Raw genomic sequence first — 19,039 nt, forward strand, 5'->3', positions numbered from 1 at the left:
TCCTCGTTCTGGAGAACCGGTTTCAGCCCTTGATCGCGCCCTCCGCGACGCCGCGGAAGAAGAAGCGCTGCAGCGAGGCGAAGAGGAGCACGATGGGCAGGAAGGAAATCATTGTCCCTGCCGCGATGAGGCGGGGATTGGCGCTGAACGTCCCGTTGAGGTATTGCAGGCCTACGGTGAGGGTGAAATTCTTCGGGTCGTTCAGCACGATGAGCGGCCACAGGAAGTCGTCCCACGCGCCGATGAACGCGAAGATCGTTATCACGCTGAGCATGCCGCGCACGTTCGGCAGGCCGAGGTGCACCAGCCGCTGCCAGGGCGTCGCCCCGTCGATGACCGCCGCCTCGTCCATCTCTTTGTGGATGGCCTGGAACGCGGTGCGCATCAGCAGCACGTTCAGCATCCCGATGGTGCCGGGCAGCGCCACGCCCAACAGGGTGTCGGCCAGGCCCATGCCGCGGACGGTGAGGTACTGGGAGATGATCGTCACCTCGCCCGGCAGCACGAGGGTGGACAGGAACAGCGCCAGGAGCAGCTTCGCCCCCCGGAACTCCAGCCGGGCCAGCGCGAACCCGGCCAGCGTCGCGCCGACCGCGTTGCCGCCCACGACGATGACCGCCACGATCAGCGAGTTGAGCGCGTACGTCCAGACGGGGATCGTCGCCGCGACCTTCGCGTAGTTCTCCAGCGTCGGCTGGAGCGGGACGAAGCTCGGGGTCTGCGCGAAGACGTCCTCGTACGGCCCCTTGAGCGAGGTGGACAACTGCCACAGGAACGGCAGGACGGTGATCGCCAGCACGAGGAGCAGCAGCGTGTACCGCAGCACCAGTTCGCCGGGCCCCGGTGCGCCGAACCCGCCCCGGCCCCGCCCGCCTCGCCGTGCCCGGCCCGCGTGCCGCCCCGGCGGCGGGGGAGTGGACACGGCGGGGCGCCCGGCCGCGTCGCGCGTCGTCAGGTCCGCCATGTCAGGCCGCCTTCCTGTTGAGCCGCGCCAGCAGGAGCATCGGACCGATCGTGATGACGAAGAGCAGGAGGCTCAGCGCGGAGGCGTAGCCGAAGTGGCCGTAGAAGCCGCGGCTGTAGAGCTGGATCAGCATGACCAGCGACATCGCCCGCCCGCCGGGCCCGCCCGTGCCGTTGGACAACACGAACAGCTCGGAGAAGACGCGCAGCGCGGAGACCGCCACCAGCACCGAGACCAGCAACATCGTGTTGCGGACGCCCGGGACCGTCACGCTCCAGAAGCGGCGCACCGGCCCGGCCCCGTCCACGGCCGCGGCCTCGTGCAGCTCGCGCCGGACGTTCCCGAGCGCGGACAGATAGATGATCATGTAGTAGCCCAGCCCCTTCCACACCGTCAGCGTGATGGCGCTGAACACCAGCAGCCAGCGGTCGGTCAGGAACGGCAGCGGCCCCTGGAGCACGCCCATCGCCTGTGCGAGCCCGTTGACCAGGCCCCGGTCGCTCAGCAGCCAGCTCCAGATCAGTGCGACCACGACGGCCGAGGCGACGACGGGGGTGTAGAAGGCGGTGCGGAAGAACGTGATGCCCGGGATCTTCTTCTCGACCAGCACCGCCAGCAGCAGCGGCAGCAGGGTGAGCACCGGCAGGCAGACCACCATGAACACGATGCTGTTGAGCAGCGCGTCCACGAGCTGGGTGTCGTCGAGCATGCGCCCGAAGTTGTCCAGGCCGGTGAAGTGCCCGCCGCTCAGCGGCTTGGCGTTCGTGAACGCCAGCACGAGCGTGTTCAGCGAGGGCCAGACGTTGAAGACGAACAACCACAGCGCGGCGGGCGCCACCAGCAGCCAAGGGATGAACCGGCGGCGAAGGGCGCCCTGCGCGGGGAGTGCGGGAGCAGTCACTGGTTGAGCAGCTCGTTGCACTTGGCGACCGCGGCGTCCAGCGCCTCCTTCGAGGAGACCTCGCCGGTGAGCGCGAGCGCGATCTGCTGCCGGACGAACTTGCTCATCGCCTCGGTGACCTCGTACGGCTGGAGCACCTTCGCCGTGGCGAGAGACTTGAACGCGATGACCTTGGCGTCACCGCCGTTGGTGCCGTCGCTCCGGGTGAAGAACGGGTCGTTGGCCGAGGCCTTGGTGCTCGGGAAGACGCTGACCTCGTGGGCGAAGGCCGCCTGGTTCTCCGCGCTGGTCACCCAGCGGGCCAGCGCGACCGCCGCGGCCGGGTTCTTCGACTGCTTCGAGATCGACAGGCCCTGGACGTACAGCGGCGGGGTGCCCATGGCGACCGACGGCACGACCTTGGGCGCCAGCGAGGGGTTGTCGGTCTTGACGGCGATGATGTGGTTGGCGCCGGCCGTCGTCCAGGCCACGGTGCCCTCGTTGAACAGCTTGGCGTTGCCCGCGTAGGTGTCGGTGAGCACGTCGCGCGGCAGCAGGCCCTCCTTGTAGGCCGCACGATACTTGTCGATCACCGCGGCGGCCTCGGGGGTGTTGAAGACGAAGCTCTTGCCGTCGTCCGACAGGATCTGCACGCCCGCCTGGGTGAGGTCGCCCAGTTCGGGGCGCCGGCTCATCAGGTAGACCTTGCCGCCGGACTTCTGCTTGAAGATCCGGGCCTGCTCGACCAGCTCGTCGAACGTCGCCGGCGGCTTGGCCGGGTCCAGCCCGTTCTTCCTCATCAGCTCGGAGTTCCAGTAGTTGACGTCCGTGTTGAGGTACCACGGGTAGCCGTAGGTCCCGGAGAACCCGCGGAACCGGTACGCGTCGAGGCCGCCGGCGACGTACTCCTCGGTGAGCTGGGGGTCGGCCTGGGCGACGTCGAGCAGCATCTCCTGCTTGACCAGGGGCCGGGCGAAGTCCGGCGGCAGGTTGGTCACGTCCGGCAGGGTGCCGGAGGCGGCCTGGTTGAGGACCTTCTCCGAGTAGGCGTCCGGCGGCTGGTCGAGCCATTCGACCTTCGTGCCCGGGTACTTCTTCTCGAAGGCGCCGATGACGCCCTCCATGTACGTCGTGAACTTGGGCTTCAGGGCCCAGGTCTGCAGGCTGACCGTGCCCTTCACCTCGCCCGTGGCCGCCGCGGTCGGAGCGGGGCCTTGCTGCGGGTCGGCCCCGCCGAGCCCGCAGCCCGGGACGACCATGGCGGCTGCCACCGCCAGTCCCGTCCAGTACCTACGCATGGCGCTCTCCTTGGGTGCTAAAACGCTCTAGTTGCCGGACTATTCCCCCGGCTAGACTCATGTGTCAATAGCTGAGACGAACTCGTGAAGGAGCTGCGGTGCGCCGACCGACGATCACCGACATCGCGAAGCGGGTCGGGGTTTCGAAGGGCGCGGTGTCCTTCGCGCTCAACGGACGCCCGGGGGTCGGCGAGGCCACCCGCGCGCGAATCCTGCAGGTCGCGAAGGAGATGAACTGGCGGCCGCACAGCGCCGCCCGGGCTCTGGGCGGGGCCCGCGCGGAGGCCGTGGGCCTGGTCATCGCCCGGCCCGCCAGCACCCTGGGCGTGGAGCCGTTCTTCGCCCAGTTGCTGTCGGGGCTGCAGGCCGGGCTGTCGGTGCAGTCGGTGGCGCTGCACCTGCTGATCGTCGAGGACGTCGAGGCGGAGATTGAGGTCTACCGCGAGTGGGCCTCGGCGCACCGGGTGGACGGGTTCGTCATGGTGGACCTCAAGGTCCGCGATCCGCGCATCGAGGTGCTGGAGGAGCTCGGCACGCCCACGGTGGTCCTGGGCGGACCCGGCAGGCACGGGAGCCTGTCCAGCGTGTGGGCCGACGACCGCGGGGCGATGCTGTCGGTGGTGGACTACCTGGCCGCGCTCGGCCACCGCAGGATCGCCCACGTCGCGGGCCTGCCGTCGTTCCGGCACACCCAGCGCCGCACGCGCGCGCTGCGCGACCGCGCCGGGCAGCTCGACCTGGAGGACGCGATGTCGGTGCCCACCGACTTCAGCGACTCCGAGGGCGCGGCCGCGACCCGGACGCTGCTGTCGCGCGGCCGCCGGCCGACGGCCATCGTCTACGACAGCGACGTGATGGCGCTGGCCGGGCTGGGGGTGGCCGGTGAGATGGGGGTGAAGGTTCCGGACGAGCTGTCCATCGTGGCCTTCGACGACTCGGTGCTGACCCGGATCGCGCACCCCGCGATCAGCGCGCTGTCCCGCGACACCTTCGCCTTCGGCAAGCAGCTCGCCGAGGTGATGCTGGAGGTCATCGCCGAGCCGGGGCTGCGCCGGGACGTCAAGACGGCCACCCCCCGGCTGGTGGTCCGGGAGAGCACCGCCCCGCCGATGGGTTGGCAGGAGCACTAAAACGCTTTAGGCTGCGCCGGGAGTTCGTTCGACCCCCGGAGGACGCGTGCCCCTGTCCGACCCCATCCGCTACGGCGCCAACTACGTGCCCTCGGCCGGCTGGTTCCACGGCCTGCTCGACCTCTCGCTCGACGCCGTCCGCCACGACTTCGCGGACCTGGCCTCGATCGGCCTGGACCACGTGCGCGTGTTCCCGGTCTGGCCGTGGATCCAGCCCAACCGGGCGCTGATCCGGCAGCGCGGCGTGGACGACTTGCTGGCGCTGATCGACGTCGCCGCCGAGTTCGGCCTGTCCGTCGCCGTGGACCTGCTGCAGGGGCACCTGTCCAGCTTCGACTTCCTGCCGTCGTGGGTGCTCACCTGGCACCGGCGCAGCCTGTTCACCGACCGCGACGTCCGCGACGGCATCGCCGCGTACGCCGACCGGGTCGCCCGCGCCGTCGCCACCCGCGACAACGTGTTCGCCGTCACGCTCGGCAACGAGGTCAACAACCTCTACCCGAGCAACCCCACCACGCCCGAGGCGTCCACGGCCTGGGCCGCCGAGCTGGTCGACGTCGTGCGCGCCGCCGCGCCCGGCCTGCTCGCCCTCCACTCGCTGTACGACGCCACCTGGTACGACCCGGAGCACCCGTTCCACCCCACCGACAACGTGGACCTCGGCGACCTGACCACGGTCCACTCCTGGGTGTTCAACGGCGTCTCCGCCATCGACGGCCCGCTCGGCCCGGCCACCGTCGGCCACGCCGACTACCTCGTCGAACTGGCCGCGGCCACCTCGCTCGACCCGGCCCGGCCCGTCTGGCTGCAGGAGATCGGCGTGCCCCTGCCCGACGTGCCCGAGGCCCACGCCGCCGAGTTCGTCCGCCGCACGCTCGACAGGGTGACCGCCAACCCCGCCCTGTGGGGGGTCACCTGGTGGTGCTCCCACGACCTGGAACGCTCCCTGGCCGACTTCCCCGAGCGGGAGTACGACCTGGGCCTGTTCACCGTGGACCACCGTCCCAAGCCCGCGGCCAAGGAACTCGCGGCGATCATCGGGGAGCGCCGCCGCCGCACCGAGAAACGGCGCCCCGCCCTGCGGTGCGACGTGGACCTGCGGACCGAGCCCGGCCGCCGGGCGGAGGTCGCGCCCGGCAGCGCCTTCCACACCGCATGGGTCCGGCTGCGTGAGACCGGACCCGTGGCCATCGTCGCCGGCGACCGCGCCGGCGACCCGGGCCACCTCGCGACTCGGGGAATCGACACCGTTCTCACCCACCCATGAGAGGGAGCCCACATGAGACGCCGCGTCTTACCCGCCCTGTGCGGGGCCCTGATCGCGACGGCCCTCGCCGCCCAGCCCATCCAGCCGGCCCTCGCCGACCCCACGGCCCCGCCCTCCACACCACCCAGCTCCGCACCCGCCAATCGGTCCGCCGGCCCGTCCGCTGAACCGTCCACCTCGGCCGCTCCGTCCACCCCGGCGCAGCCGGACCGGTCGGGCCGCGCGGCGACGCGGGCGGCGGGCGACCAGCCCCACGCCTCCTACTGGCACCCGAACACGATCCTGGACTGGAACCCGGCGACGGACCCGGACGCGCGGTTCAACCGGTCGCGGGTGCCGCTGCGGCCCCGCGCCACCGACCCCGCGCTCAAGGCCAACCCGAACGCGCGCGCCGGCGAGGGCAAGATCGCCTCGCTGGTGTCGTTCGGGCCGACCTCGGGCAACCCGTCGCAGGGCTCCCTCGACCCCAACTACTACGCCTTCACCTACTGGCAGTACATCGACACCCTGGTCTTCTGGGGCGGCTCGGCGAGCGAGGGCCTCATCCTCGCCCCCAACGCGACCGTGATCGACGCCGCGCACCGCAACGGGGTCAAGGTCTACGGCACGGTGTTCTTCCCGCCCACGGCGTACGGCGGGCAGATCCAGTGGGTCCGCGACTTCGCGCAGAAGTCCGGCTCGACCTACCCGGTCGCCGACAAACTGGTGCAGGTGGCCCAGCACTACGGCTTCGACGGCTGGTTCATCAACCAGGAGACCGCCGGCGGCGACGCCGCCCTGGCGACCGAGATCCGCTCGCTGATGAAGTACGCCCGCGCCAAGGGCCCGGTCGAGTTCATGTGGTACGACGCGATGACCGAGAGCGGCTCGGTGACCTGGCAGGACGCTCTCACCACGGCGAACGACGCCTTCCTCAGCGACCCCGCCCGCGTGTCCGACTCGATGTTCCTGGACTTCGGCTGGAGCGCGGGCAACCTGCGGTCGTCGCGTGACCTGGCCCGCTCCCTCGGCCGGGACGAGCACGAGCTGTACGCGGGCATCGACACCGAGGCCAACGGCTACAACACCGGGGTGAACTGGGACGCGGTGTTCCCCGCCGGCCAGCCGCACGTCACCTCACTGGGCATCTACCGGCCCGAGTGGACGTGGAAGTCCTCCTCGGGCCCGGCCGACTTCCGCACCCGCGACTCCCGCTACTGGGTGGGCGCGAACGCCGACCCGTCCGACACCGCGACCTCCTCGCCCTGGAAGGGACTGGCGCACCACATCGCCGAGTCCACGGCCGTCACCGCCAAGCCGTTCGTCACCGGGTTCAACACCGGGCACGGCGACTTCTACAACGTCGGCGGGACCCGCGTGCGCACCGGCGGCTGGAACAACCTGTCGGTGCAGGACGTGCCCCCCACCTATCAGTGGGTGGTGAACTCCACCGGCACCAGGCTCACCCCGTCCATCGACTACGGCGACGCCTACGAGGGCGGCTCCTCGCTGCGGCTCACCGGGAAGCTCGACGCGGCCAACACCGTGCGGCTCTACCAGGCGAAGCTGCCGGTCACGGCCGGCACCAAGCTGTCCGTCGTGGTCAAGACGCCCGCCGCGGGCCCGACCCGCCTGAAGGCGGCCGTCGCGTTCACCGACGCGCCGGGCACCTTCACCACGTTCGACCTGGGGTCCACGAGCGGCACCGGGTGGGAGCGCAGGACGCTCGACCTGTCGGCGCACGCCGGCAAGACCATCGCCCAGCTCGGCCTGCGTGCCGAGGGCTCCGCCGCCTCCTACGACATCCGGGTCGGCCAGCTCGCCGTGTACGACGGAGCCGTGGACACGCCCGCTGCGCCCTCCCGCCTGCAGGTGCTCGGAGCGACCGACGTGTCCTCCTCCCGCAAGTCGCTCCGGCTGGCCTGGACCGCCGCCGGCTCCGGGCAGGTTCACCACTACGACGTCTACCGCCGCAACGCCGACGGCTCCCGCACCTACCTGGGCGCGACGCCGAACGACGCCTACTTCGTGCCGCGGCTCGACCGGGCCGGCGCGGAGACCAGCACGACGATCGAGGTCGAAGCCGTTTCCACCGAGTACGGCCGGTCGGCCGCCGCCACCGCGACGGTCGCCTGGCCGGGCGGACCGGGGGAGGAGAACCACGCGCTCGGCCGTCCGGCGACCGCCTCCGGGCAGTGCGCCGCGGACGAGGGCCCGGCCAAGGCCGTGAACGGCACCGTCACCGGCGGCAACTCCGACAAGTGGTGCACGCTCACCGCGGACAGGTGGCTGGAGGTCGACCTCGGCGAGGCCCGGCCGCTCACCCGGTTCGTGGTCCGGCACGCGCAGGCCGGCGGGGAGCCCGCTGCGTTCAACTCCCGGGACTTCACCATCCAGGTGCGCTCCGACGCCTCGCAGGAGTGGACGACCGCGGTGACCGTCACCGGCAACACGGCGGCCGCCACCACCCACCCGGTCACCCTCACCGCCCGCCACGTCAGACTGTCCATCACCAGACCGACCCAGAACACCGACTCCGCCGCCCGGATCTACGAGTTCGAGGCATGGGGCAGCTAGCGCGGTGACGCGCCCCACCAGGCCGGTCGCTCCGCCGCCATCCGGCGCGGCGACCGGCCGCCGATCACGCGGGTCACCGGCCCGAAGAGAGGAATCCCGTGTCAGTCGCCATCGTCTCCGTGGAGTCCACGGACCTGTTCGCGGGCAGCGAGGACGCCCCGCGCCAGGTGCTGCGCGTGACGCTCGACGGGCCACCCGCGCGGGTCGCCGTCACCGGCCCCGGCGTGGCGGGCGCGGCCGAGGGCTCCGGCGAGGTCGAGGTCCCGCTGCGGATCGCCGACCCCGTCCCGGGGACCGAGCTGCCGATCGTGGTGACGGCGGGGGACGCGCGCGCCGACGGCGTGGTCGTCGTGGCCGAACCCGGCTGGACGATGTTCATGGTCTCGCACTTCCACTACGACCCGGTGTGGTGGAACACGCAGGCGGCCTACACCTCGCCCTGGGAACTGCTGTCCGGGGACGCCACCACCCGTCCGCTGTGGGAGCGGAACGGCTTCGCCCTGGTGGACGCGCACCTGGACCTCGCGCTGCGCGACCCGGTCTACAAGTTCGTGCTCGCCGAGATCGACTACCTCAAGCCGTACTTCGACGTGCATCCCGAGCGCCGGGCCGACCTGCGGCTGCTGATGGAGCGCGGGCAGGTCGAACTGGTCGGCGGGACGTACAACGAGCCAAACACGAACCTGACCGGGGCCGAGACCACGATCCGCAACATCGTGTACGGCATCGGCTACCAGCGCGACATCCTGGGCGGGGAGCCGGCGACGGCGTGGCAGCTCGACGCGTTCGGGCACGACCCGCAGTTCCCCGGATACCTCGCGGCGGCCGGGCTGACCGGCAGCGCGTGGGCGCGCGGGCCGTTCCACCAGTGGGGGCCGATCCAGAAGAACTTCCGTGAGGCCAAGGACGACGCCACGGTCATGCAGTTCCCGAGCGAGTTCGAGTGGATCTCCCCGTCGGGGCTCGGGGTGCTGACGCACTTCATGCCGCACCACTACTCGGCGGGCTGGTGGATGGACTCCTCAGCCGACCTGGCCAGCGCCGAGAAGGCCGTGTACGAGCTGTACCGCAAGCTCAAGCCGGTCGGAGCGACGAGGAACCTGCTGCTGCCCGTGGGCACCGACTACACCCCGCCGAACAAGTGGGTCACCGAGATCCACCGCTCCTGGAACGCCCGCTACGTCTGGCCGCGGTTCGTCTGTGCCACCCCGCGCGACTTCCTCGACGCGGTCCGGGCCGAGCTGGCGGCCACCGGGCGGCGGCCGAGCCCGCAGACCCGGGACATGAACCCGATCTACACGGGCAAGGACGTCTCCTACATCGACACCAAGCAGGCGCAGCGGGCGGGCGAGGTGGCCGCCGTGGACGCGGAGAAACTCGCCACCCTCGCCGCGCTCGAAGGGCTCGGGACCTACCCCGAGGCCGCCCTGGACAAGGTCTGGCGGCAGCTCGCGTACGGCGCGCACCACGACGCGATCACCGGGAGCGAATCCGACCAGGTCTACCTGGACCTGCTGTCCGGCTGGCGCGAGGCCTGCGACCTGGCGGCCGCCGTACGGGACGCCTCGCTCGGCTCGCTCGTCGCCCGCGTGGACACCACCGGGCAGGGCGTCGCCGTCGTCGTCGCCAACACCCTGTCCTTCGACCGGTCGGCGCCCGTGGCCGTACGGCTGCCCGCCGGGATCGACGGCGGACGGGTGCTCGACGACGCCGGCGCGCAGGTTCCGTGCGTCGTGGACCGGGGGACCCTGCGGTTCCTGGCCGAGGACGTGCCCGCGACCGGCTGGCGCACCTGGCGGCTGCTGCCCGGCGCACCCGCCGCCGGGCCCGCGTGGATCCCGGCCGACGGCACCACGATCGAGAACTCCCGCTACCGCGTCACCGCCGACCCCGAGCGGGGCGGCGGCCTGTCGGAGGTGTTCGACAAGAAGGCGGGGCGCGAGCTGGTCCGGGCCGGCGAGGTCGGCAACGAGCTGCGCGTCTACGAGGAGTATCCGGCCCACCCCGACTTCGGCGAGGGCCCCTGGCACCTGGTGCCCAAGGGCCCGGTCGTCGGCTCGGCGCGGGGCGCGGCCCGGGTGCGCCGCGAGACCTGCCCGCTCGGCGAGCGCCTGGTGATCGCCGGGACGGTGGACGGCATCGACTACGAGCAGACCGTCACACTTTGGGACGGCGTGGACCGGGTGGACCTCGCCACCCGCGTCGTCGACTACGGCGGGGCCGACCGGCTGCTGCGGTTGAGCTTCCCCGCCGACCTGCCCGGCGCGCTCCCGGTGAGCGAGGTGGCCGGAGCCGTGATCGGGCGCGGGTTCGCCCTGCCCGACGTGGACGCCGCCGAGGCGCCGTGGACCCTCGACAACCCCGCCAACACCTGGTTCGGCCTGGGCTCCACCGCCCGCGTCACCCTCACCGGGCCCGGCGGCCGCGCCCTGGGCGACCGGGCGCTCGGCGTCGCCGAGGTGGTCGTGCCCGCGCTGGACGACGCCGCGGACGTCCGCGACCTGCTGGTCGCGCTGGTCCGGGCCGGGGTCACCGCGACCACGGCGAGCGCCGACTGGTCCCGGTACGGCTGGCTCGACGTGGACTCCAACCTCCCCGACTTCCGGATCATGATCGGCGGGCCGGAGGAGAACGACGCGGTGCGCGAGCTGCTGGAGAGCGCCGGGACCGGCTACGCCGAGGCCCTCGAACGGGACGGGCGCGTCTGGGTGCCGGCCGCGCGGCCGCTGCGCGAGGTCTGGCGGCCCAACGCCGACCTGCGCGACCTGCGCGCCCTGCCCGCCCTGGTCACCACCGACCCCGCGGCGCTGACCGCCGACCTCGCCGACGCCCGCGTGAGCGCCGCCTGCCCGGGGCAGGTGCCGGAGTCCGAGCTGCTCACCGACCACACCGTCGCGCTGCTCAGCTACGGCCTCCCCGGCTTCGCCGTCGACCCGGCCGGGACGCTGCACCTGTCGCTGATGCGCTCGTGCACCGGCTGGCCGTCCGGCGTGTGGATCGACCCGCCCCGCCGTACGCTGCCCGACGGCGCGGGCTTCCAGCTCATGCACGGGACGCACGAGTTCCGCTACGCGCTGGTCTCCGGCGAGGGCGACTGGCGCACGCTGACGCTGCCCGCCCAGGGGCAGGAGTTCAACCACCCGCTGTACGCCGTGGTCGCCGAGCCGCACCCGGGCCCGCTGCCGCCGGCCCGGTCGTACCTGCGGGTCGAGCCCGCCCGCGAAGTTCTGGTCGGCACTGTCAAGCCGGCCGGCAACCCGGCCGCGCGCGGCTCGTCCGCCGCCGTCGACCCGGCGTCCGGCGTGACCGTCCGGCTGATGGAGTCCACCGGCCACGGCCGCGACGCCACCGTCTCCGGCGCGCTCGCCTGCACCGAGATCCACCGTGCCGACCTGCTCGAACGCCGGGGCGCGCCCGTCCCCGGCGCCATCGCGCTGACCGGAGCCGAGGTCGCCACGGTGATCGCCGCACCCGGCCTGCCGTCCCACGCCGTCGCCGATGCGGGCGTGCCGCCGTACGGCGGGGCGGCGCTGGGGCCGGTGGCCGAGGCGGCGCAGCCGGTGTACGCGCGGTACTGGCTGCACAACCGGGGTCCGGCCCCGATGGGATACCTGCCGGTCAGCGTCGCGGTCTCACCCGGGCTCGTGCGGACCGAGGGGGAGCCGGCCGAGATGTCGGTGGTGCTGTCCTCGCAGTTGCTCGACGCCGACGTGGAGGGGGCCGTGGAGATCCTCGCGCCCGAGGGCTGGACGGCGAGCCTGACGCGGCGGCCGTACCGGCTGGCGGCGGGCGGGCACCTGCGGTTCCCGGTGACGGTCATCCCGCCGCAGGGCGTGGAGCCGGGGATGTACTTCGCCGCCGCCCGGATCGAGCATGCCGGCCAGACCGTGGAGGACGTGGTCACGATCGCGGTCGGCGACCTGCCCGGCGTGCTGCCCGTGCCCGGCGACGTCCCGGAGGACTGGGTGGCCGCGCAGGGCAGCAAGGACAATCCCGGCCGCGACACCGGCCTGTCGGTGGACGTGACCGCGCCGTCGGTGCGCGTCGCCCCCGGCGGCCGGGCCGTGCTGGGGCTCACGCTGGCCAACCGCACCCGCGGCGAGATCCGCGGCGAGCTGCAGCTCGTCTCGCCCTGGGGCACCTGGGACCTCGTCGCCGACCCGGTCCGCGGGTTCGCCGTCGCGGCGGGGGCGACCGCCACCGCCGAGTTCGAGGTGACCGCGCCGCGCGACGCCGACCCCGGCTCCTCCTGGGCTCTGGTCAAGGTCATGTGGTACGGCCGCTGCCAGTACGCCCCGACCGTCGAGCTGGTGCCGGCCCCGTGACGGGCGGTCACGGGCACGGGCACCCGGTCGCCGGGCACGGGCACGCGGTCGCGGGATATGCGCCCGTCACCGGGGACCCCGTCGCGCCCGGCGTGGGTCCGGTGCTCGGCTGGCTCGACGGCATCCCTCTCCCGCGCGCCGAGCTGGACCGGCGGCTCGGCGCCCTGCGGGCCGGGCCGCGGTCCTCGGCGCTCCCCGCTCCGGGCACCGCCGAGGACCGGCAGCTCACGCGCTGGGTGGCCCAGGTCGTGCTGACCGAGGAACTGTGCGCCGCCGAGGCCGCCACGCGCGGGCTCGACCCCGGCGCCGCCCCGCCGGTCCGGCTCGACCAGCGGGCCGCCGTCGAGCTGGGCTCCATCGCCGCGGCGGCGTACGAGGGCAGCGCGGCCGTCCGCGCCGTGTACCAGGCAGTCACCGCCGACGTCACCGTCGCGCCGGCGCAGGCGGCCGCCTACCGGCGGTCCACGGCGCGGCCGCCGGCCGGGCCGGTCTGGCGGCTGCGCACGCCGGACGGCGAGTTCGACGCCGAGCCGGAGTCGCTGCCCGCGGACCTGGCGCAGGCGCTGCGCTCCGCCGTGGCGGGCCAGACCGTGACGGCCGGCCCCTGGACCGCCACCCTCGTCGCCCGCCACGAGCCGGAGCCGGACCCGCAGCCGGACCCGCTCCGCCCCTCGGCCGGTCTGCTGGAATCGGCGCGCCGGCTGGCGTTCGTGCGGTGGCTCGACCATGCCCGCGCCCACCGGCTGCGGCTGGTGCCAGGACTGGAGCACCCCGGCGACCCCGCGCAACCCGACAACCACCACCGCCACTGAGAGCGGCCGGGGAGGCGTCTTCGAGTTCAGCCGGGAAAGGTCTGCGAGGCTCGGGAGAACACCACGCTGACGAAGTGAGCGTCGGTGAAGCCGAGGCGGGCGCCATCGCAGTGCGCCAACGGCGTTCCCCACGTCTGGTGCGCGGCGTCCGGCAAAGACGCCACCAACGCCAGTTCGATCGCCCCTCCGTGGCCGATCAACAGCGCCGACCCGCCCTCGGCGACACCAGCCACCGTGTCGGCCCAGATCGCAAGGTGGGTCTCGGCCACGGCCGCCGCGGCACGGCCCTTCCGGATGATGTCCGCGATCTGCTGGTACGGCTCGGTCCAGTCCCACTGCGCATGCCGAGGGATCTCGTCGGCCACGTAGCCGGACGGCATCTCCACGGTGTCGTCGACGGCGAAGCCCATGGCTACGGCGGTCTCGACCGCGCGTGGGGACGAACTGGTGACGACGCGCTCGTAGGGGCCGATTCCTGAACCGACGAGACGGGCCAGGGCGACGCCGTCAGCCGAGAGATGAGATCCCCGGCCGCGCGTCGTGCCCTTCTTGGTCAGGCTGTGTCGGCGCACGTCCAGCCAACGCATGAGCCGTCCTCCGTGGCAGCGGGGTGGGCAGCGATCGCCGGCGGGTCCGCACCGGGGCCTCCCCGTGGGATGAACCAGGAGAAGGAGGCCGCCGGACGGCCTCACGAACGGAGTGCGAGGAAAGCGGGAGGACTAGAGATTCTTTTTCAAAGAAGAGGAGAAGGAAGCCCTCCCATGGCCTCGCGATCTTCACTGTATCAGGCGGGGATCAGCTCATGCAGCGTCGCCGGCGTGTACACCCGCGCCCCCTTGGGCAGATCGGCCGGCGCCTGCCAGCCGATGTAGGTGGTGTGGTCGTTCGCCGAGCCTTTGCCCCGCAGCAGGTCGGCCAGGTACCGGATCCGCAGGTGGTCGCGTTCGACGATCGAGCGCACCAGGAGGGAGGCCCGGAGGCGACTGCCTTCCACCTGGTTGAACTCGGGGTGGCCCTTCAGGTGGAGGTGCAGCCACTTCACCCGCCAGTCGCCGTCGTCGCCGCGCAGGAAGACGAGCGGCAGGGCGACCCGGCCCGCGCCGCGCAGGTCGGACTTCATCCGCACGGTGCGCGGCTCGAAGGGCATGCCTTCCTGCCCGTCCTCCCTGATCATGTACCCGAAGAACGCCTCCGCCGCTTCGTCGAACGCCTCGCCGGCGTAGATGTGGACCTGGGGGATGATGATCGGCCGGGTCGTCCGGGCGAGGCTGATGTTGATGAACTCGCTGGCGCCGTCGGCGGCGTCGACGAGGTCGCCGGAGTACTGGGCGAAGTCGTTGCTGTGGTTCGTCCACGAGATGTGCTCGGGGTCGCCGTAGGAGGCGTCCAGCATCAGGGCCGACAGGTCGTAGTCGGTGCGCCGCGCCGCCTGGCGCCAGTGGACGAAGAAGCGCAGCGACTCCCCGTCCACCCGCGACAGCGAGCCGCGCGGCAGCATGCCGAGGCCGGGCGCGACGGCCTTGCCGGACAGCGGCAGGGCGACGTCGAGCACCTCGGGGTCGATGATCAGCTCACCGGGGTCGGGCAGCCGCCGAGTGATCTCCTCGTCCAGGATGGCCACCGCCCGGGCCACGACGTCGTCCTCCAGTCGCGAGCGGGCGTCGTCGGCCGTCCAGGCCCGGCCGCGGCGGTTGACGAAAACGCGTCCGGCGGCGGGGGCCAGCCGGTTCTGCAGGTGTTCCCGCAAGGACAGCAGGACTCGGCCGGACGCGACCGTCGCCGCCCTCTCGGCCGCGTCGAGCACGCCGCTGGGGTCGGTGCCGGCCCGCAGCAGGTGATCGAGCCGGCGCAGCAGCGCGCCGGGCGCCCTCTCCAGGAGTTCCACCGCGTCGCTGGTGCGGCCGGCCGACAGGGCCGCCTCGACCCGGCTGTCGAAGCTGCGCGCCGGGCGTTCTCCTCGCGCGACCTCGAAGACGTGCGCGGCCCGCGGGAACTGCGGATACTCGTGGGGGTGCAGCCGCTCACCGAGCCGCTTCCACTGCTCCCGGTGACGCGGCACCTCGCCGAGCCGGGCCGGCGATGCGACCCGGTCCAGGGCCTGCAGCAGGGCGCGGCGCTCAGGACGCCGGAACGAGCGGAACCTGGTGGAGGTGGTCAGCGTGACGTCACCGCCGGAGGCGCCGCAGGCGAGCCGGAGCACGTCGGTCACCGTGTCCGCGAGCAGCGGCCGGCCTGCGGCCAGGCGCACTTCGTTGATGACCGCGCGGATCTCCCGCATCGGGATGCGTGGTGGCTCGTCGGCGCAGCAGGCGGCCAGCGTGCGCAGCGCCCGCAGGTCCTCGGCCGCCGGCGGCGTCTCCGAGCCCGCCAGGGAGAGGTAGAGCTCGCGTGCCTCCGACTCCAGGCTGCCGCCCAGGTCCAGCACGGTCACCCGGTCGCCGGCCAGCGGGATCAGCTCGGCGTGCGCGGCCAGCAGGTCGGCGTAGGTGTGCTGGTACCGGCCGTATCCGGGCAGGGCGAGCAGGTTGAGCGTCGCCGGTCGGATGCTCGTGGCGGCGACCGGGTCGAGCAGCGCCTCCTGCAGCAGGCCGACCCAGAACTCCATCGTGTCGGGCACGTTGCGGGGGAAGTCGATGAAGTACGCGTTGTGCTGCACGTGATCGCCGACCAGGTGGCGGACGGCGGCCAGGATCCGCACGCCGAGATCGACCACGGTCTCGCCCCGCAGCTTCGCCAGGCGGTCGAGCAGGGCGGCCGAGCACTTGAAACCGACGCTCAGCAGCGCGGCGTCGAGCTGGCGGGCGGCTGCCTCGCCCCAACCCGGGTGCGCACCGGCGGGGGCGTCGCCAATGGGGACACGCAGCCGCCGGGCGATGACGAGGCTTTCAAGATTGTCCACGACGGCACCCTATAGCCGCAATTTCCTGACATGTCGCCCCTCTTGTTGCCAGGAGCGCCGCAGGGACCCGCCTGTCGCGGGGGTGAGACAGACCGCGCACAGGTCCTCAGCTCGTGGCGCCCCAGGTGAGAGACAGGCCGGTGGCGGCGCGTTCGGTGCGGATCTCCATCATGCTGCCGAGGATGGTGGCGTGGTCGGACACCACGGGCGTGGCGTCGAGCGTGTAGGTGATCCGGGTGCTGACCAGCACCGGGCTGCCCTGCGGCTCGTGGAGGTGGCGGGCGGCGGCGGGGTCGAGCAGACCCGGCCGGATCACCTCGGACGCCCGGGCTACCGTCACCCCCGCGTCGGCGAGGGCCGTGTAGAGGGAGACGGCGGTGAAATCGCGGTCGCGGAGCCGGTCGGCCACCGGCCGGCGGACCCAGGACACCTGGTGCACGGCGGGACGTCCGGCGAACTCGCGGACCCGTTCCAGCCGCAGGGCGGTGTCGCCCGGCCGCAGCAGCAGTTCCGCGGCGATCCGGGCGGGCGCCCGGCGCACCGCCCGCCCGGCCACCGCGGTGCGCACGTCGTGGCCCTGTCGGAGCAGGTCGTCGACCAGGCTGCGGAGCGAGTCGAGCTGGTACGCCAGGTGGGGCGGGGCGACGAACGTGCCTCTGCCGGGCTGCTGCACGATCAGCTTCTCGTCGCTGAGCTGCCGCAACGCCTGACGCAGCGTCATGAGCGTCACCCCGTAGGAGGCGCTCAGCTCCCGTTGCGGCGGCAGGGCCGCACCGGGGGCGTAGTGCCCCGACCGGATCTTCGCGGCGAGGTCGGCGGCGATGGCGCGGTATCTCGCCTCGTGCCCGGCGTCGAGGGTCATCGTGGTCGGTCACACTCCTGGTCGAGGGCTTGCCGCAGGGTCGCGAGGAAGGCCCGCACGTCGTCCGGCCCGGCCCCGTCGAGCACCCGCCGCATGACCGCGGCGCCGACCACCACGCCGTCGGCGTGCCGGCAGGCTTCGCGTGCCTGGTCCGGGGTGGAAATGCCAAATCCTAGCAAGACCGGCCGGTCACTGACGCGCCTGATCCGTTCGGTGAGCTCGGCCGCCGAACCGCCGAGGGCGGCCCGCTCACCGGTGGTCCCCATCACCGACACCGCGTAGACGAATCCGCGGCTGCGCCGCGCGATCTCCGCCAGCCGCGGCCCCGACGTCGCCGGCGACGCCAGCAGGGCCAGCTCGATCCCGGCGGCGGCGGCCACGTCCGTCAGCTCGTCCGCCTCGTGCACCGGCAGGTCGGGCACGATCAGGCCGTCGACGCCGGCGCGCCGCAGCGCGGCGCAGAACGCCTCGGGGCCGTCGTGCAGCACCAGGTTGTAGTAGGTGCTGACGACCAGTGGCACGCCCAGGTCCGGTGTGCGGGACAGGTCGGCGAGAATCCGGCGGGTGTTCGCCCCTCGGGCCAGGGCCGTGCCGCCGGCCTGCTGGATGGTGACGCCGTCCAGCGTGGGGTCGGAGAAGGGCAGGCCGACCTCGATCACGTCGGCCCCGGCGGCGGCGAACGCCCCCAGGTAGTCCGTCCACCCGGGCGTGATTCCCCCGGTGACGTACGGCATGAGCAGGCCGCGGCCGGTGTCCCGGCGGGCCCGCAGGCGGCGTTCGACCGCGCCGGCGGCCAGGGTGGGGTTCGTCACAGCAGCTCCTTCAGGGTCGAGACGTCCTTGTCGCCCCGGCCGGACAACGTCATCAGCACCGTCGAACCCGCGGGCAGGTCGCCGCCGTCCGCCGCGCGGATCACCCAGGCGAGGGCGTGCGCCGATTCGAGCGCCGGGACGATGCCTTCGGTGCGCGCCAGCCGTACCGCCGCGCCGACCGCCTCGTCGTCGGTCACCGTGACGTAGCGGGCCCGGCCCAGGTCGCGCAGGTGGGCGTGCTCCGGGCCGACTCCCGGGTAGTCGAGCCCGGCGGCGATGGAGTGCGCCTGGGTGATCTGCCCGTCGTCGTCCTGCAGGAACAGCGAGCGGCAGCCGTGCAGGACGCCGAGCCGGCCGCGGGCCGCCCCGGCGCCGCCCTCCGCCTCGACGCCGACCAGGCGCGCCGGGGTGTCGGCGAACCCAGCGAACGTGCCGGCCGCGTTGGAGCCGCCGCCGACGCAGGCGACCACGTGGTCCGGGACGCCGGTCCGCAGCTCGGCGGCGCACTGCCGGCGGGCCTCGTCACCGATGACCCGCTGGAACTCCCTGACCATCCATGGGTACGGGTCCGGCCCGACGACCGAGCCGATGCAGTAGTGGGAGTCGCCGGTCGCGCCCACCCAGTGCCGCATGGCCTCGCTGGTCGCGTCCTTGAGGGTACGGCTGCCGGTGGTCACCGGGACCACCTCGGCGCCCAGCATGCGCATCCGGAAGACGTTCAGCGCCTGCCGTTCGATGTCGCGTTCGCCCATGAACACCGTGGCCTCCAGCCCGAGCAGCGCGGCGGCGGTCGCGGTGGCCACGCCGTGCTGGCCCGCTCCCGTCTCGGCGATCAGCCTGCGCCGTCCCATCCGGGTGGCCAGCAGGGCCTGGCCCAGCACGTTGTTGATCTTGTGGGATCCGGTGTGGGTGAGGTCCTCGCGCTTGAGGTACAGCCGGACGCCCAGCGCCTGCGACAGCCGGCGGGCCGGTGTGAGCGGGGTCGGCCGCCCGGCGTGCTCGGCGAGCAGCCGCGCCAGGGCGTCGCGAAACCCCGGATCCGCCCAGGCCTCGCGGAACGCCTCGTCCACCTCGCGGCACGCCTCCACCAGGGACTCCGGCGCGTACTGCCCGCCGTACGCGCCGAATCTGCCCCGCGCTCGGGGCTCTCCCATCGTCCCGTCCGGCGGGACTGGCTCACGCCACAGCGGCACGTCACGCATGCCATGCTCCAATCGTTCTATAACTCTGTCAT

The 19,039-nt window shown here is 72.9% G+C and carries 13 protein-coding genes; 5 read left to right on the forward strand and 8 right to left on the reverse strand.

Annotated elements, in window-relative coordinates; translation table 11 throughout:
• Positions 1 to 22: 22 nt before the first annotated feature.
• The 3 genes from ACGF0J_RS08745 to ACGF0J_RS08755 are packed head-to-tail and all read right to left on the reverse strand — an operon-like array spanning position 23 to position 3,142.
• Complete coding sequence (locus ACGF0J_RS08745) at positions 23 to 964, reverse strand: carbohydrate ABC transporter permease (protein ID WP_393143456.1); 942 nt, start codon at positions 962 to 964, stop codon at positions 23 to 25.
• 1 nt (position 965) lies between these two features.
• Positions 966 to 1,865: a carbohydrate ABC transporter permease gene (locus ACGF0J_RS08750; protein ID WP_393143458.1), complete on the reverse strand. Its 900-nt coding sequence runs from the start codon at positions 1,863 to 1,865 to the stop codon at positions 966 to 968.
• Entirely contained in the window at positions 1,862 to 3,142 is a 1,281-nt protein-coding gene (locus ACGF0J_RS08755) for an ABC transporter substrate-binding protein (protein ID WP_393143460.1), read from the reverse strand. Before ACGF0J_RS08755 ends, ACGF0J_RS08750 begins: the two co-directional genes overlap by 4 nt.
• A 98-nt stretch (positions 3,143 to 3,240) precedes the next feature.
• Between ACGF0J_RS08755 and ACGF0J_RS08760 the strand changes: the two genes are divergently transcribed.
• The 5 genes from ACGF0J_RS08760 (at position 3,241) to ACGF0J_RS08780 (ending at position 13,232) form a co-directional block, all read left to right on the forward strand.
• Positions 3,241 to 4,272, forward strand: a complete 1,032-nt coding sequence (locus ACGF0J_RS08760; protein WP_393143462.1) for a LacI family DNA-binding transcriptional regulator — start codon at positions 3,241 to 3,243, stop codon at positions 4,270 to 4,272.
• Positions 4,273 to 4,318: 46 nt separating this feature from the next.
• Positions 4,319 to 5,539 carry a glycosyl hydrolase gene (locus tag ACGF0J_RS08765; protein ID WP_393143464.1) on the forward strand — a complete coding sequence of 407 codons (1,221 nt, stop codon included), beginning with the start codon at positions 4,319 to 4,321 and terminating at the stop codon, positions 5,537 to 5,539.
• Between the two features lie 12 nt (positions 5,540 to 5,551).
• Positions 5,552 to 8,095: a discoidin domain-containing protein gene (locus ACGF0J_RS08770; RefSeq protein ID WP_393143466.1), complete on the forward strand. Its 2,544-nt coding sequence runs from the start codon at positions 5,552 to 5,554 to the stop codon at positions 8,093 to 8,095.
• Positions 8,096 to 8,193: 98 nt separating this feature from the next.
• Positions 8,194 to 12,420, forward strand: a complete 4,227-nt coding sequence (locus ACGF0J_RS08775) for an NEW3 domain-containing protein (protein ID WP_393143468.1) — start codon at positions 8,194 to 8,196, stop codon at positions 12,418 to 12,420.
• Positions 12,417 to 13,232, forward strand: coding sequence for a hypothetical protein (locus ACGF0J_RS08780; RefSeq protein ID WP_393143470.1), 816 nt, complete (start codon positions 12,417 to 12,419; stop codon positions 13,230 to 13,232). The genes ACGF0J_RS08775 and ACGF0J_RS08780 overlap by 4 nt, the downstream gene beginning before the upstream one ends.
• 26 nt (positions 13,233 to 13,258) lie before the next feature.
• Here ACGF0J_RS08780 and ACGF0J_RS08785 read toward each other — a convergent pair whose 3' ends face one another.
• The 5 genes from ACGF0J_RS08785 to trpB all read right to left on the reverse strand — a co-directional run bounded on the left by ACGF0J_RS08785 (position 13,259) and on the right by trpB (position 19,007).
• A complete protein-coding gene (locus ACGF0J_RS08785) occupies positions 13,259 to 13,819 on the reverse strand; it encodes a histidine phosphatase family protein (protein WP_393143472.1) in 561 nt (186 codons plus the stop codon).
• A gap of 197 nt (positions 13,820 to 14,016) precedes the next feature.
• Positions 14,017 to 16,131 (reverse strand): hypothetical protein, encoded by a 2,115-nt coding sequence (locus ACGF0J_RS08790; RefSeq protein WP_393143474.1) that lies wholly within the window; start codon positions 16,129 to 16,131, stop codon positions 14,017 to 14,019.
• Between the two features lie 106 nt (positions 16,132 to 16,237).
• Positions 16,238 to 16,993, reverse strand: coding sequence for a GntR family transcriptional regulator (locus tag ACGF0J_RS08795; protein WP_393143476.1), 756 nt, complete (start codon positions 16,991 to 16,993; stop codon positions 16,238 to 16,240).
• Positions 16,990 to 17,805, reverse strand: coding sequence for a tryptophan synthase subunit alpha (gene trpA, locus ACGF0J_RS08800; protein ID WP_393143478.1), 816 nt, complete (start codon positions 17,803 to 17,805; stop codon positions 16,990 to 16,992). Before trpA ends, ACGF0J_RS08795 begins: the two co-directional genes overlap by 4 nt.
• A complete protein-coding gene (trpB, locus tag ACGF0J_RS08805; RefSeq protein ID WP_393143480.1) occupies positions 17,802 to 19,007 on the reverse strand; it encodes a tryptophan synthase subunit beta in 1,206 nt (401 codons plus the stop codon). The genes trpA and trpB overlap by 4 nt, the downstream gene beginning before the upstream one ends.
• Between the last annotated feature and the right edge of the window lie 32 nt (positions 19,008 to 19,039).

Source organism: Nonomuraea sp. NPDC047897, from assembly GCF_043204415.1.
Taxonomy (GTDB): domain Bacteria; phylum Actinomycetota; class Actinomycetes; order Streptosporangiales; family Streptosporangiaceae; genus Nonomuraea.

Bases quoted from the DNA above. Each gene is read 5' to 3' on its own strand.
- trpB (WP_393143480.1), bottom strand. From the start codon at position 19,007: ATGCGTGACGTGCCGCTGTGGCGTGAGCCAGTCCCGCCGGACGGGACG.
- ACGF0J_RS08755 (WP_393143460.1), bottom strand. From the start codon at position 3,142: ATGCGTAGGTACTGGACGGGACTGGCGGTGGCAGCCGCCATGGTCGTC.
- ACGF0J_RS08795 (WP_393143476.1), bottom strand. From the start codon at position 16,993: ATGACCCTCGACGCCGGGCACGAGGCGAGATACCGCGCCATCGCCGCC.
- ACGF0J_RS08770 (WP_393143466.1), top strand. From the start codon at position 5,552: ATGAGACGCCGCGTCTTACCCGCCCTGTGCGGGGCCCTGATCGCGACG.
- ACGF0J_RS08745 (WP_393143456.1), bottom strand. From the start codon at position 964: ATGGCGGACCTGACGACGCGCGACGCGGCCGGGCGCCCCGCCGTGTCC.
- ACGF0J_RS08785 (WP_393143472.1), bottom strand. From the start codon at position 13,819: ATGCGTTGGCTGGACGTGCGCCGACACAGCCTGACCAAGAAGGGCACG.